Source organism: Candidatus Blochmanniella vafra str. BVAF (assembly GCF_000185985.2).
Classification (GTDB): domain Bacteria; phylum Pseudomonadota; class Gammaproteobacteria; order Enterobacterales; family Enterobacteriaceae; genus Blochmanniella; species Blochmanniella vafra.
This window is the reverse complement of record NC_014909.2, coordinates 166294-182352: the sequence shown is the minus strand read 5'-3', so window position 1 is coordinate 182352 and position 16059 is coordinate 166294. Positions and strand designations below refer to the sequence as shown.

At 28.6% G+C, this 16059-nt stretch carries 11 protein-coding genes and 1 pseudogene; all 12 read right to left on the bottom strand.

All coding sequences use genetic code 11. The features are described 5' to 3' along the window. Nucleotides 1–656: 656 nt before the first annotated feature. Nucleotides 657–1154 (bottom strand): 2-amino-4-hydroxy-6-hydroxymethyldihydropteridine diphosphokinase, encoded by a 498-nt coding sequence (folK, locus tag BVAF_RS00740; protein ID WP_013516483.1) that lies wholly within the window; start codon nucleotides 1152–1154, stop codon nucleotides 657–659. Nucleotides 1155–1245: 91 nt separating this feature from the next. Beyond that, nucleotides 1246–1707 (bottom strand): RNA polymerase-binding protein DksA, encoded by a 462-nt coding sequence (gene dksA, locus BVAF_RS00735; RefSeq protein ID WP_013516482.1) that lies wholly within the window; start codon nucleotides 1705–1707, stop codon nucleotides 1246–1248. Nucleotides 1708–2384: 677 nt separating this feature from the next. Beyond that, a pseudogene (gene secA, locus BVAF_RS00730) lies at nucleotides 2385–4883 on the bottom strand (preprotein translocase subunit SecA); the annotation flags it as partial. Nucleotides 4884–5426: 543 nt separating this feature from the next. Next, nucleotides 5427–6302, bottom strand: coding sequence for a UDP-3-O-acyl-N-acetylglucosamine deacetylase (gene lpxC / locus BVAF_RS00725; RefSeq protein WP_013516480.1), 876 nt, complete (start codon nucleotides 6300–6302; stop codon nucleotides 5427–5429). Between the two features lie 88 nt (nucleotides 6303–6390). After that, nucleotides 6391–7557: a cell division protein FtsZ gene (gene ftsZ, locus BVAF_RS00720; protein ID WP_013516479.1), complete on the bottom strand. Its 1167-nt coding sequence runs from the start codon at nucleotides 7555–7557 to the stop codon at nucleotides 6391–6393. Between the two features lie 87 nt (nucleotides 7558–7644). After that, nucleotides 7645–8901, bottom strand: a complete 1257-nt coding sequence (ftsA, locus tag BVAF_RS00715) for a cell division protein FtsA (protein WP_013516478.1) — start codon at nucleotides 8899–8901, stop codon at nucleotides 7645–7647. 27 nt (nucleotides 8902–8928) lie between these two features. Next, nucleotides 8929–9738 (bottom strand): cell division protein FtsQ/DivIB, encoded by an 810-nt coding sequence (locus BVAF_RS00710; protein ID WP_013516477.1) that lies wholly within the window; start codon nucleotides 9736–9738, stop codon nucleotides 8929–8931. 117 nt (nucleotides 9739–9855) lie between these two features. Continuing rightward, nucleotides 9856–11304, bottom strand: coding sequence for a UDP-N-acetylmuramate--L-alanine ligase (gene murC, locus BVAF_RS00705; RefSeq protein WP_013516476.1), 1449 nt, complete (start codon nucleotides 11302–11304; stop codon nucleotides 9856–9858). A gap of 17 nt (nucleotides 11305–11321) precedes the next feature. Further along, on the bottom strand, nucleotides 11322–12419 hold the full coding sequence (gene murG / locus BVAF_RS00700; protein WP_013516475.1) for an undecaprenyldiphospho-muramoylpentapeptide beta-N-acetylglucosaminyltransferase: 1098 nt from the start codon (nucleotides 12417–12419) through the stop codon (nucleotides 11322–11324). A gap of 11 nt (nucleotides 12420–12430) precedes the next feature. Continuing rightward, nucleotides 12431–13552: a putative lipid II flippase FtsW gene (ftsW, locus tag BVAF_RS00695; protein ID WP_013516474.1), complete on the bottom strand. Its 1122-nt coding sequence runs from the start codon at nucleotides 13550–13552 to the stop codon at nucleotides 12431–12433. Between the two features lie 75 nt (nucleotides 13553–13627). Next, nucleotides 13628–14968, bottom strand: a complete 1341-nt coding sequence (murD, locus tag BVAF_RS00690; protein WP_013516473.1) for a UDP-N-acetylmuramoyl-L-alanine--D-glutamate ligase — start codon at nucleotides 14966–14968, stop codon at nucleotides 13628–13630. Nucleotides 14969–14970: 2 nt separating this feature from the next. Then, nucleotides 14971–16056 (bottom strand): phospho-N-acetylmuramoyl-pentapeptide-transferase, encoded by a 1086-nt coding sequence (gene mraY, locus BVAF_RS00685; RefSeq protein WP_013516472.1) that lies wholly within the window; start codon nucleotides 16054–16056, stop codon nucleotides 14971–14973. Nucleotides 16057–16059 lie beyond the last annotated feature (3 nt).

The following is a 16059-nucleotide window of genomic DNA, read 5'->3' as shown; positions in this document are numbered from 1 at the left end:
TCATTTTAATTCATAATATTTAATAAAATTTTTCAAGATTTTTTTTTACATTATACTTTTTTTGTAAAATTTTTAAAATATAAAATAACCCATTACTATCGTATAAATATATTTAATGATGTTTCATATGAAATTTTAATTTACAATACTTTTCAAATTCATTTTATATACTAAAATATAATTAAAATTTATTTTTATATAAACCTAAATTCCAATAATACTAAATTAAATCTTTTTTTAAAAATCACCATAACTATTAACTCAAAAAAACAAAGCCTTTTTCACTCTATTACTCCACTACTAATAGATAGATATACATAAATCAAAATATAATCCCATGGCATAGTATTAATATTATTAACTAACCCCATTAATAATAATCTATAATTTGTTTCATTTCATTAATACTCACTCTTATGCTAAATAAAAAAATAAAATTGGGATACTCCAATTCATCCTTATATAAATTCTTTAATATCTCGATTTAACTAAAAATAGTAAAAATTTAAATTAGATTTTTAAAATTTTATTTAATATATCAAGTCATTAAATTATATGATCATATAATAACCAATTCATGCTATGAATTCAAAAATAAATTACAAAAACAAGAATTTATATTTGATAATATATATATCTTTATCTACTACCCTATATTAACTTTTCCAAAAAGTTAGTCCGTTTTTAGGTAACTTTTTAATAATATCTATTATACGTATTCCATCTGGAAAAATTAAACATTGATCTATTTCAAATAAAGGATATATAAAAAATTCTCGTTCTATCATATTATAATGAGGAATAATCAAATCAGTAGTGCGTATTACATGTTTACCAAATAATAAAATATCTAAATCTAAAGTACGTGGTTGCCAAAAATGACAAAAACAAGTGCTTCGTACACGCCCTTGCTCTTTTTCTATTTTTTGCATATAAATTAATAATATTTCTGGATTTAAATCAGTATCCAATACTACAACCATATTTAAAAAATTTGGCTGATTAATTCTTCCTAAAGGGAGGCTACAATAATACTTAGAGCAAAACACAAGTTTTGTTTTTGGAATTTTATTAGCAAGAGCCCATATTGCACGATCCACTTGTTTTTTAGGATCTAATAAATTACTTCCTACTCCTATCCAAACCCGTTCCAAAATATCTTATCCTTAATGCTCTATTAATGATATAATATGTATTACATATATTTAAAAAATTCTTTTTTTTACATGTTCTATCAAAATTAAACTAACCTATCATTTGCTTTTCTTTAAGTTCTTCTAATGTCTTGCAATCAATACATAAATCTGCTATTGGATTTGCTTCTAATCTTCGAATTCCAATTTCTATATCACATAATATACAAAATCCAAATTCTTTTATCTCTATTTTTTTTAAAGTTTTCTCAATTTTTTCTATAAGTTTACGTTCTCTATCTCGATTCCGTAATTCAATATTAAATTCTTCTTCTTGTACAGCTCTATCTACTGGATCTGGAAAATTTATAGAAACTTCGTCTTTCATTCGTAATATAGAACATTGTATATCTGTTGTTAATTGATTTTTCCATGCTTTTAAAATAGATTTAAAATGTAATAATTGGTTTACACTCATATATTCTTCGTCCAATTTTCGTATATATGGTTTGACTCCAGCAATTATTAAAACATTTAAAGAAGAACATTTTTTTTTTGATGATTTTTTTAACATATATTCCTCACTAATATGCATACAGTAACGATATTTCAACATTCTGAATATTCATATATATATAATGTATGTTCATCAATAATTTAATTTATTAAATAGACTATAATAACAATCTTTAATAATACTATTAAAAATAAAAAATTATTACAAAATTTAAATAATCTTTATTTATAACAACATACAAACATAGGGTATTGATATACTATATTTTATAAAAAAACATAATACAAATCTATAACATTAGATATACAGTATATTCTAAATAACACCTAATAAAACTACTCATTCTATCTAAAACCTAGAATATAGTAGATTCAAATTATAATTTATATTTTTTAATTATAAAATTTCACTAATAAATCATTTATAATATGTACTTTAATTTTTTATATTATCTTATTATTCAACATTAATTGAATTCCTAAAAAAATAAAACATACAAATATACAAAATATTATTAGTCAATACTTTAAAACACAATCCTATCTATGAAAGCAACTAAAGTTCTTCAAAACAAACTATATTATAATTTTACTAAACAATAAATTCATACTAATTTTTAGAATATATGTATTAACCACTCATAATATTTAATTTCTAATTTTTAGACCACTAAATCTATTTTCTTTAATAATCAGGGGATTTTTTAACTCATTTAATGAAATAGTAGTGCTATATAATTTACTGATTTCACTAATCACCTCATATTTTAAATGATCTAACATTTTTTTAAACATAGCAAATGATTCCTTTTTATACTCTTGTTTAGGATCTTTTTGTGCATATCCTCGTAAATGAATACCTTGTCTTAAATAATCCATTGACGATAAATGTTCTTTCCATAATGTATCAAATGTTTTTAACATAATATTTTTTTCAAAGGTACTTAAAAATTCTATACCAATAAATTTTTGAGTATACAAATACTGTTTTACCAATTCTGTCAATATACGATCTCTTATTTTTTCTATCTCTTCATATAATCTAGAATCTTCCTCTACCCATTTTACTAAGGGGATAATTAAATGAAAATCAATTTTTAAACGCTCTTCCAATTTTATTAAATTTATCTTACTTTCTAAAATTCCTAAAGGCATATAAATATTTAACAATTGATCAACCACATCAAATCTAATATTTTCTATAACATCACTGATATTAGACATACTTAATAATTTATTACGTTGCTCATAAATAACCTTACGTTGATCATTTGCTACATCATCATACTCTAACAATTGTTTTCTAATATCAAAATTACGATTTTCTACTCGCTTTTGAGCATGAGCAATAGCTTTTGTAATCCATGGATGTTCTATAGATTCTCCTGATTGCATACCTAATTTCTTCATCAAACTAACTAACTTATCAGAAGCAAAAATACGTATTAATGAATCTTCCATAGATAAATAAAATCTAGATGAACCAACATCACCTTGTCTTCCAGATCTACCTCTAAGCTGATTATCAATACGACGTGATTCATGCCGTTCAGTTCCGATAACATGTAATCCCCCAGCTTTTAATACTAAATCATGGCGATTTAACCAATCAGATTTAATAATACAAATCTTATTAGCATCATCCGTGTTCAATTTAGCAATTTCTGCCTGCCAATTCCCACCTAATACAATGTCAGTTCCTCGTCCAGCCATATTAGTAGCAATAGTTACCGCCCCAGGTTGTCCTGCTTGAGCTATAATTTCTGCCTCTGCTGCATGAAATTTAGCATTTAAAACTTTATGAGGAATGTCTAACTTCTTTAAAGCGCGTGAAATAATTTCAGATTTATCAATAGATATAGTCCCAACTAAAACAGGTTGATTTCTTTTAATACAATTTCTTATATCCTTAATAATAGCATCAATTTTTTCATGCTCAGCCATATAAATCACATCTGGAAAATCATTACGAATCATAGGCCTATTTGTAGGTATTACAACGGTATCCAACTTATAAATAGATCTAAACTCAAAGGATTCAGTATACGCAGTACCTGTCATACCAGCTAACTTTGCATATAAACGAAAATAATTTTGAAAAGTAATCGAAGCTAATGTTTGATTTTCATCTTGAATTGTTACATGTTCTTTAGCTTCTATTGCCTGATGTAACCCATCTGACCAACGACGACCAGGCATCACTCGACCTGTATGTTCATCAATAATTAATACTTCTCCCTTTTTAACTATATAATCTACTTCACGCGTAAATAAGATATGAGCACGTAACGCTGAATTTACATGATACATCAATATGATATTATCAGAAGAATATAATGACTCACCCGATTGCATCAATCTAGATTCAATTAATAACTTTTCTATTAACACAAGTCCTGTTTCAGTTAAAATAACCTGCTTAATTTTCTCATCAACCGTAAAATATTCTTTTTTTGAATCAGATATAATATTATTCTTATTTTTTTTAATAACCTCACACACTAATTCATTAATTTTTAAATACAATGATGAAGAATTATCTGATGGACCAGAAATCACTAAAGGAGTACGAGCTTCATCGATTAAAATAGAATCTACTTCATCTATTAATGCATAATGTAACGTACGTTGTACTCTATCTTTAATAGAAAACACCATATTATCACGTAAATAATCAAATCCATACTCATTATTAGTACCATACGTAATATCTGCATTATATGCCAAACGTTTTAAAGATGCAGATTGTTCTGGTAAATTTATTCCCACACTCAAACCTAAAAATTCAAATAAAAGTCGATTATATGTTGCGTCTCTATTTGCTAAATAATTATTTACTGTAACGATATGCACTCCTTTTCCACTTAAAGCATTTAAATAAGCAGGCAATGTAGCTGTTAAAGTTTTACCCTCTCCAGTACGCATTTCAGCTACACAACGATTATTTAATACAATACCTCCCAATAACTGCACATCAAAAAGACGTATATTAAAAATCCTTTTTATAGCTTCACGCACAACAGCAAATGCTTGTGGTAATAATTGATCTATACTGACTCCAGATTTAATCAAATTACGAAATTCATTAGTTTTATTAGATAATTGAACATCACTCAATCTTTCCATATCCTGTTCTAACAAATTTATCACATCCACTGTTTTTTGCATACGTAACAACATACGTTCATTTCTATTTTTAAAAAGATTTTTCAAGAACTGGAATGAAATCGCCATAATAACTTAATCTTAATTTCAAACTTAATATTTAATTAAAATAACATTACACACAATACTATCGCTTAAATTTACTCTATACTTGTTATAGAAAATCTCATCTGTTTTCCTGATACAACTTTACCCCTAATTGATATTAATAAATTACGTACTTTTATTCAAAAAGTATATTAAACATAAAAATTAATACCCCCCTAAAAATTTGATTCACTCTTATAAACATAAGTTAATCAATGTAATAAAATATTAACATACAATTTTAAATATCCATAAATAACTACCTGTATTTATGTATCATTTTGATATATAAAACATATAAAATACTTAACCTATTATTTTAAATCTAATTGCAAGTATATACTTACATTTACATACTACTCTCTATTTATCATAATACACATAAATTAACACACATTTTATATACTTTGTGAGAGCATTATTACTCTGTTATTTCTATAAGTCTATATGCCCACAATAGTACCTTAATTACATAATCCTAAAAAACTATTCAAAATATATCTTAATTAAATATTTTACTTGTATCTACTCTATACAAGAAATAATTTCCCATGACTCTTGACACGATAAAACAGTTCTAAGTAATTTATTATGTAAAGAATGCCCAGATTTAAAAGCAGAAAAAGAGCCAAGCATATTATATCCACAAACAAATAAATCCCCAATAGCATCAAGAACTTTATGTCTTACTAATTCATTATCAAAACGCAATCCTCCTATATTGAGGACCTTACTATTATTACCTATAACAACAACAGAATTCAGATCCCCCCCTAAAATAAACCCCCGATTTTTTAAATCTTTAACCCTATTTATAAAACCAAAAGTTCTTGCTGCGCTGATTTCTGCTATAAACGATTGAGTAGAAAAATTAAAAAAATAATGCTGACATATAGGTTCCATCATGGAATATTTATACTCAATAGTAAAATCCAATGTAAATCCATCATGAGGTTTTAATTCAGCCCATTTATCTTTTTCCTCAACTCGTACAATTTGCTTTAACTTAAAAAATTTCTTAGAAACATTTAATTCTTGTACTCCAGCATTCATCAATAATGATACAAATGGATTAGCGCTCCCATCCATAATTGGGACCTCAGAAGCATCTAATTCTACAATAATATTATCTATCCCTAAACCTGATAAAGCAGCATTCAAATGTTCAATAGTACAAACTTGATGAATTCCATACTCATCTCTTAAACATGTACATAACGTAGTATTACCTACAGATTCAATATTTACATTAAAATCTACAGATGGCTTTAAATCAATACGACGGTAAATCACCCCAGTATTTGCTAATGCAGGATATAAAGTCGCAGTAACCAATCGACCAGTATGTAATCCCACTCCAGCGATACGAGTGATTTTCTTTAATGTACGTTGTTTAAGCATTACCTATATACCATTATGATACGAAATCTAAATCACAATAAACAAAAAATTGAAGTTTCATGCTATATATACTTGAAATATCTCATCATTATTTCCTCAAAAAAGCAGGAATATCTAAGTATTCTGTCTCTGTATCAGAAAGTGTATTATCCTGAGTTACTGAATTATCCAAAGCACACCTAGATTCATTAAAAAAAGCAGACGTTTTTTGAATAGAAGCATTATGATGATAACAATTATCCTGTTGTGTTGTTTTTATTTCTTCTTGATTGGTATTCGATAATATCGATTCTGACCGTTTATCAATGCCAATTCCAGTAGCCACTACTGTCACTCGTAACTCATCATTAATATCGGGATCTAAAGAAGTACCTATAACTACCGTTGCGTTATCAGATGCAAACGATCGTATCGTATTACCTACAGTTTCAAACTCATCTAACCTTAAATTCAGTCCTGAAGTAATATTTACTAAAACTCCTCGCGCTCCAGACAAATCTATATCTTCCAATAATGGACTAGAAATAGCTAACTCCGATGCTTCCTCTGCTCTATCATCACCACATCCTGTTCCAGCTCCCATCATAGCATATCCCATTTCAGACATCACTGTGCGTACATCTGCAAAATCCACATTCATTAAACCTGGTCGAGTAATTAATTCTGCAATACCCTGTACAGCTCCTTTTAAAACATCATTAGCCGCTCCAAATGCATCTAATAAAGATATCCCACGCCCCAAAACTTTTAATAATTTGTCATTTGGAATAGTAATTAACGAATCTACATATTTTGATAATTCAGAAATCCCCTGTTCAGCAAACATCATTCGTTTTTTCCCCTCAAAACTGAAGGGTTTAGTAACCACAGCCACGGTTAAAATTCCCAAATCTTTTGCTACTTCTGCTACCACCGGAGCTGCACCTGTTCCAGTGCCTCCGCCCATACCTGCAGCAATAAACACCATATCAGCTCCTTCTATAGTAGCTCTCAATACATCTCGATCTTCTTCTGCAGAATTTCGACCAATTTCCGGATTGGCTCCTGCTCCTAGTCCCTTAGTTATAGAACTACCAATTTGGATAGTTTGTCCTATTGTCATCTTCCTCAAAGCCTGAGCATCAGTGTTAACTGCAAAAAAATCAACACCTTCAATACGTTCTCTTAACATATGATCGACCGCATTACTACCTCCTCCTCCAATACCAACTACTTTAATTACAGCATCACTAGTTAATTCCATTGGTTCAAACATAATTTTCTCCGCATTGCATACGTCCTTCAATTAATTTTTAAAAAAACCACCTATATTTTATTCTGATATTAAAAAATTTAATAAGTATTAAAATTCTTTTTTTAACCAATTATTTATTTTTTTTAACCAATTTTTAATCTTTACTCTTTTATCTGCATCAATATTATTATTTAAATGAGACTCTTTTCCATAATGTAATAAGCCTATAACAGTAGAATATCGTGGCCCACTTATTTCATCTATTGCTCCATTAACATTGACAGCAGACGCAACTCGTACTTGAGTATTAAATACTTTTTGAGCACATTCTATTACACCCTCCATCAACGATGCTCCTCCAGTTAACACAATACCTGCCGCAAGATGATGCTTAATACTAAGTTGTTTTAATTGTGATTGTAATTGTAATATTTCTTTATTTACTAATCTCATTAATTCGATATATCTAGGCTCAATAATTTCTGCTAACATTCGACGTTGTAAAATTCTTGATGGTCTGCCACCAACACTTGGCACTTCAATATTTTCATTTTTATTTACTAAAGATTCTAAGGCACATCCATAACGCACTTTAATAGTCTCTGCATCAGATAATGGCGTTCCAAATGCATAAGCAATATCACTTGTTACCACATTCCCAGCATATGGAATAACTTTAATATGACGTAACGCTCCAGCAACATATATTGCAATATCCATTGTGCCACCCCCTAAATCTACAACACATACTCCTAACTCACGCTCATCCTGAGTTAATACTGCAAAACTTGACGCTAATCCGGAAAATATTAATTGATCTACTCGTAAACCACATTTTTCTACTGCTTTTACAATATTTTTAGCCATGTCATTATGACAAGTAATTAAATGTACCTTTGCTTGCATTCTTACTCCAGATAAACCAACTGGATTTTTTATACCTTCTTGATAATCAATAGAATAATCCTGAGGAATAACATGTAGTATGCGATGTTCATCACGTATTTTTACTGATTTAGCTATATGCACTACATTATCGACATCTAATTGAGTCACTTCTTCTTCCGCAATAGGAACCATACCTATTTCATTTTTACAACTAATGTGTTTCCCAGATAAAGATAAATAAACAGAGGCAATCTGACAACCAGCCATTAATTCTGCTTGATTAATCGAATATTCTACACACTTTACTACTGATTCTAAATTATTTACTCCTCCTTTATCCATGCCTTGAGACGAACAACAACCTAAACCAATAATATTGATTATACCATCTGGTAAAACTTCTCCTATCAATGTAGCAACTTTAGCCGTTCCAATTTCTAATCCTACTATAAGCTTTCTATTATCCAAAGATTTCATCGCTCTTTTAATAGCCTTATTTATATATTACTTATTATTACCACACACAGGTAAACTCACATTATCTATCCATTTTACAGCACAACCAGAATAATAACGTAAATCTACATAATCAATATATATATTTTTTTTGTGAACTGCTTGAAGTAACATAGGATAAACTTTTATAAAATAACGTAATCGATCAACAAGATTTGTACTTCCTAATCGCAACTGAATATTATCTTGCAAAGTCAACTGCCATGCATAACATTTATCCATTTTTAAAGACATTATCCGAAATTTATGAGACTGCAGTATTGCCTGAAATATTAAATAATTATTTAAAACATCCTGCTCGCTGCCATCTGGTCCATATAAAAATGGTAAATACTTAATCTCATCATTATTATGCCCATTTTTAATGCGGTGTTTCGGTGCTTTAAACATTATACCTGTTGTGCTAATAATTAACTCATTATTCCAATATCCTACAGGTATATACTCTACTATATGAATTTTTAATGTATCTGGCCATTGCTTTCTTACACTAATTTGCTTAATCCACGGTAATTTTTTGATTTGTCTTTGAATCACATTTACATCTTGTGTTATAAATGATCCTATTTTATCTAATTGTACAATTAAATGATTAATATCATTATTAGTAGTAAAATAACGATTCCCAGTCACTATAACATAAGATATAGGATCACAACAATAATCATGAATCCAAATCAAAGCCACTCTGGATATAATCCAAAAAATGCTTAATATCAAAACAAAGAAAAAAATCCATCCTATTATTAGTCGACGATTAAGATAATATCTTAATCCTATCCCAAATTTAGCTAACATTATATTAATGTAATCTAAAATATTGTACTGATTTAAATTGTTTTATTAAGACATACTATATCAACAGATATATAGCAACAATGCTTACTATATATGAGTACTATTATCTTGAAATAATCAAGATTTTTGATTTTTTAAAAACAAAGCGCGCATTTTATTTCCTATAGTACCTGCTCCTTGAATCAAGAGCAAATCTCCATTATCAAGTAACCCTAATAAAATTTTTAATAAAATATATTCATTAGATACAAACACCGGTTTAATTTTACCATATTTATTAATTGCATCACATAAAGTTTGACTGTTTATATTTAAAATAGGTTTTTCTCCAGCAGGATAAACATTTAATATCAAAAGAACATCTACAGTAGAAAGCACATGAATAAAACTATCATATAATTCACATGTCCGGGTAAATCGATGTGGTTGAAATACCATAATTAACCTCTTATCAGGCCATCCAGACCGAACAGTTGCTATAGTTGCATGTAATTCAGTAGGATGATGTCCATAATCATCTACTATCATAACTTTTCCAACTCGCCCATTTATCTGTTTTAAAGAATAAAATCCTAAATTTTCAAAACGACGATTTGTTCCTTGAAAATTTAACATGGCTCTTAAAATAACTAAATCAGGTATTCCTTCTTCAATAGATACACCTATAGAAGCTGTAGCATTTAACACATTATGATAACCAGGAATATTTAAAATTATTTCTAATTTTTTTTTATTTTTTATTAAAACAGTAAACTTACTTTTCTCCCTGTATTGATGATAATTCAAAATACATAAATCTGCATCTTTACTAAATCCGTAAGTAATAATTTTCCTATTAACATTAGACAAAACACTTCGAATCGCTGGATCATCAATACATATCACAGCATAACCATATACTGGTAAATGATTTAGAAATTCAACAAATGCCTTTTTAAGAAATTCGTAATTATTTTGATATGCACTCATATGATCAAAATCAATATTAGTAATTATTTCTACTGTAGGATACAACCATAAAAATGATTTATCGCTTTCATCTGCTTCTATTATAAAATAACAACTGCACCCAAACCGGGATTGAACTCCCTCTGATCTTATTATTGCTCCATTTATGAAAGTTGGATCTAATCCTGCTTCAACATAAATATTAGCTAACATAGCAGTAGTTGTAGTTTTTCCATGAGTTCCAGCAATAGCTATACCATATTTATATCTCATTAATTCAAATAAAACCTCTGCTCGTCTCATAATAGGAATTTTTAAACGTTTCGCTGCTTGAAATTCGATATTATTTAAATTAATAGCACTAGATATAACTACAAGATCTGCATTATTTACATTCTCACTACAATGACCAAAAAATATTTTTACTCCCAAGTTTAATAAATATTGAGTTATATCACTTTCTTCTATATCAGAACCAGTCACATTATATCCTTGATGCGCTAATATAATTGCAATACCACTCATCCCAGCTCCGCCTATCCCAATGAAATGGATTTGTTTAATATAATAACGATTAATTACTGGTAAAATATCATTTGTCAATTGGAATGATTGCATATAAATAAATAGCGTTACTAATATTTTTTTTCTTTTAAATATTGTATTATTGTTTGAGCAACTAATTTTGTTGCATTAGGTGTAATTAAAGATCTAGCTCGCTTTGCCATAACTAGTAATGTTTTTCGATTCCAAGATTCTAAAACTCGACTAATATAATCACTAGTAAACTTCTCTTGTTCAACAATTATCGCTGACCCTAGTTTCATCAAAGGTAAAGCATTCCAATATTGCTGTTTATCTTTATGATAAGGAAATGGTACAAATATCGCAGGTAAACCAACATAAATTATTTCACTTACTGTCAATGCTCCAGATCGAGATATTACAACATCAGCCCATGAATACGCTTGTGCTATATCATCAATGAATGGCGTTATTTTATAATTAATTTTTTGTTTTGTCTTTCGATATGCCTTGAGTACACGTTCAAAATCTTTTTCTCCAGATTGATGCCATATAATTAACTTACTAAATAATTGTTCAAAAATTTTTGGTACAACCTTATTAAAAATATAAGCTCCATTGCTACCGCCCATTACCAAAACCCGAATTGGACCAGTACGATATTTCCATCGATTAATTGGTTTAGGAATAGATAAAATCGTATGTCGTAATGGATTGCCTAACGTAATAGCATTAGCAATAACATCAGGAAAACCTTGAAATATTTTTGCAGCAAAAAAAGATAAATATCGATTAGTTAATCCTATAACTCTATTTTGCTCATGTATAATTAATGGAATTCTACATAAAACAACAGCCAAACTACTAGGGCCAGCAACATACCCACCCATACTTAAAGCTATATCAGGCTTCCAGTACTTTATAATTTTTAATGCCTGGTATATTGATAAAAACATTAAAAATAACAATGTAACCAACTTCTTATATATGTTTTTTCCACGCCATCCTTTCATATAAATAAATTTAATATCTATCCCATGCCTCGGCACTAATTGAGATTCAATATTCTCTTTAGATCCTAACCAAACTACCTTATATCCATGATTCATTAAATATCGCGCTACCGATAACCCTGGGAACACATGCCCTCCACTTCCACCTGCTATTATCAATATCGTCTTTATTTTTTTTTTACACGCATTTATCATCCCACCCTTGTCTATTTTTCAAAGAAAGCCTGATGTTTAATTAAACGAATCTCAAAATCTATCCGAATTAATAACATGCCTATTATTGTTGTAATTAAAAAACTAGATCCTCCATAACTAATAAACGGTAATGTTAATCCTTTTATAGGTAAAATTCCACTAACTACTCCTACATTTATAAATGTTTGTATTCCTAACCAAATTCCAATGGAATACGCTAAAACGCTGGAAAATTTTTGATTATAATATAATGCATGAGTACCAATAATCATAGCTCGGAATACAACTCCAAATAATATCATCAAAACTAAAATTGATCCAACTAATCCTAACTCCTCTGCTAAAATAGAAAAAACAAAATCAGTATGCGATTCAGGAAGATATTCCAATTTTTGTATAGAATTACCTAATCCACGTCCAAAATATCCACCACGACCAAAAGCCATTAATGATTGAGTTAATTGATATCCATTACCAAATGGATCCTTCCAAGGATCCCAAAAAGATAACATTCGTTGTATACGATAAGGTTTCAATGCAACAGATAATATAATAAAAAAAATACTTAATATAAATATCAATGCAAGTTGATTCAACTTTGCTCCAAACAAGAATAATATATATAAAGTAATAATAAATAAAATTATAATACTACCAAAATCTGGTTGTCTTAATAATAACAATGATAATAAAAACACTATTATAATAGGTTTACATACACCCCAAAAAGTACTGCGAACTTCTATCAACTTGCGTTCTAAATAATTAGCAAAATAAAAAATAAAAAATAATTTTGATAATTCTGAAGGTTGAGCGCATAAAGATCCCCATATGACCCACCTTGAAGCTCCATTAATAGTATTATTAAAAATTAATACTACTACTAACATACAAAAACTACATAATAACATTATAAAACTACAATTTTTCCAAACAACTATAGGTATGTTTAACACTATTAAAGATATTAAAAATGTAATAATATAGTAAATAATTGCCCGTTTTATAAAAAAATAAGGATCACCGGCTATATTAATACCTACTGGGATAGATCCAGAACTAGTTATAATAAAACCAATACAAATTAATCCTAATAATAATCCAAACAACATTCGATCATATAATAATATCATGGTAAAACTATATCTTATTTATTTACTAAATTTTAAAAATATTATTTTTATCAACAAATATATATCTGATATATATCATCCTAATCTTCTAGATAAATAAGTAAATAGCTCCCCCCTATATTTAAATGATAAAAATTGATCTAAACTAGAACATGCAGGAGACAACAAAACTATATCTTTTCTTCTCACTCGGCGACAAATGATATTCATTGCATCAATTATATCATTGGTCAAAAAAATATTTTTAGAACCAGATTTCGTTAAAAAAAAACCATCTTTTCCAAAACAATATAAATGTATTTCATATTTTGTAATTAAAGCTGTTAACTCAAAAAAATTAGCTAATTTTCCATCTCCTCCTAATAACAAATGTAAATCACCACTAGCCAATATTGACAAAGCAGCATTAATAGCTATCTTTGTAGCAGCAACATTAGTAGCCTTAGAATCATTAATCCATTTCACATTACGATTTGTATAAATTAATTGAAAACGATGTGATAACCCAGAAAAATATCTTAAAGACTGTAAAGATGCCATACGAGGAATATTAACACTATCTGATAACGCTAAAGCAGATAAAATATTAGCGTAATAATTAATATGACAATTTATATGCAATTCAAAACAATCTAATATGTATTCACCATATATTACTATCCAGGCTTTCCCTTTACAATACTCTATTCTATAATCTGCAGAATTTGAATCAACTCCAAAACTCACAAGACGCCCATAATTACAAGATACAGGATATGTTAAAGGATCCAAAAAATTTATTACACAAGTAATAGCGTTATTATAAATTCGGTTTTTAGAACTACTGTAGTCTACAATTCCAGCTGCATAACGATCCATATGATCTTCACTAACATTTAAAATAGTAGCAGCTGCAGCACATAAACTATACGTTACGTCTAATTGAAAACTTGATATTTCTAATATATACAATTGGTAATTGTTATTTAATAAAGTAAGAGCAGGAATGCCAATATTACCAACAATCCCAACTTTCCACCCAGCATATCTAGCCATATTACCTACTAATTGAGTCACTGTACTTTTCCCATTAGACCCGGTAATGGCAATTATTGGCACAGTTATTTCTCGAACAAATAGCTCAATATCTCCAATAATCTCTATTCCCATTCTCCTAGCCTCTATTAATACTGGATCATCTAATCGAACCCCAGGACTAACCACTATTAAATCAGCATGTAATATCCATTCATCACACAATCTTCCAAAACAAAATTCAATAAAACTAGGCAACTGATTTATTGCAGGAGGACGTAATCGAGTATCTATAACTTTAGGGATAATACCTCGTATCAAAAAAAAATTTAAACAAGACAACCCAGTTATTCCTAATCCAATAATTACAACTTGTGCTTTTTTATACTTTGTTGTATTCATAACTATATTATTTTAAATATCACAATAGTTAAGCCAAGTAATAACAAAACCAATGATATAATCCAAAACCTCACAACTAATTTTGGCTCTGGACACCCTTGTAACTCAAAATGATGATGAATAGGAGTCATTTTAAATATTCTCTTTTTAAAAATCTTGAAATAACTTACCTGTAAAATTACAGATAATGATTCCATTACAAATATACCTCCTATTACTAATAATAAATATTCTTGTTGTAATAACACAGTTATTACTCCAATTGCTCCTCCAAATGATAAAGAACCTGTATCTCCCATAAATATCTGTGCTGGATAACTATTAAACCATAAAAACCCAAGCCCTGTTCCTATAATAGCAGCACATATAATTATTAATTCTTGAACACGATCAATATATAATATTTGCAAATAATTAGAAAAATATACATTGCTACTAATCCAAGCAATTACAATTAATCCAGTTGTTATGAGTATTATAAGAACAATCGCCAACCCATCTAATCCATCAGACAAATTAGTAGAATTGCTCGTACCTACGATCACAAAATATGATAATAAAACCCCCCAAATATCTAATTTAGATACTATATCCTTTAAATAATACCATCCTTCTAAATCAGTATTTATACAATCTATCCTCATCATAAATATGACTATGCTCAATAAAAAAGCACTTAATGTTTGCCAAAAATATTTGTTTAACCCCCTCATGCCTAAAGCATTTTTTCGTTTTATTTTTAAAAAATCATCAATCCAACCTAATAAACCATATACTATAAATATGAACAACACATACCATACGTATAAATTAGATAAATCAGCCCACATTAATATCGAAACAATTGACGATATTAACATTATTATTCCTCCCATTGTAGGAGTATCGCGCTTTAATCGATGGGTGTCAGGACATTCAACACGTATGGTTTGAAATACACATAAATGACGCAACCAAATAATAACTACAGATCCTATTCCTAATGCAACAACTAAAGCAGAAAAAAAACTAGCAAAACTTTTAAAAAACACAGTATCTATAACATGATGATTGGACATAAATAAGCACAGCATTTTATATAACCCCATTAA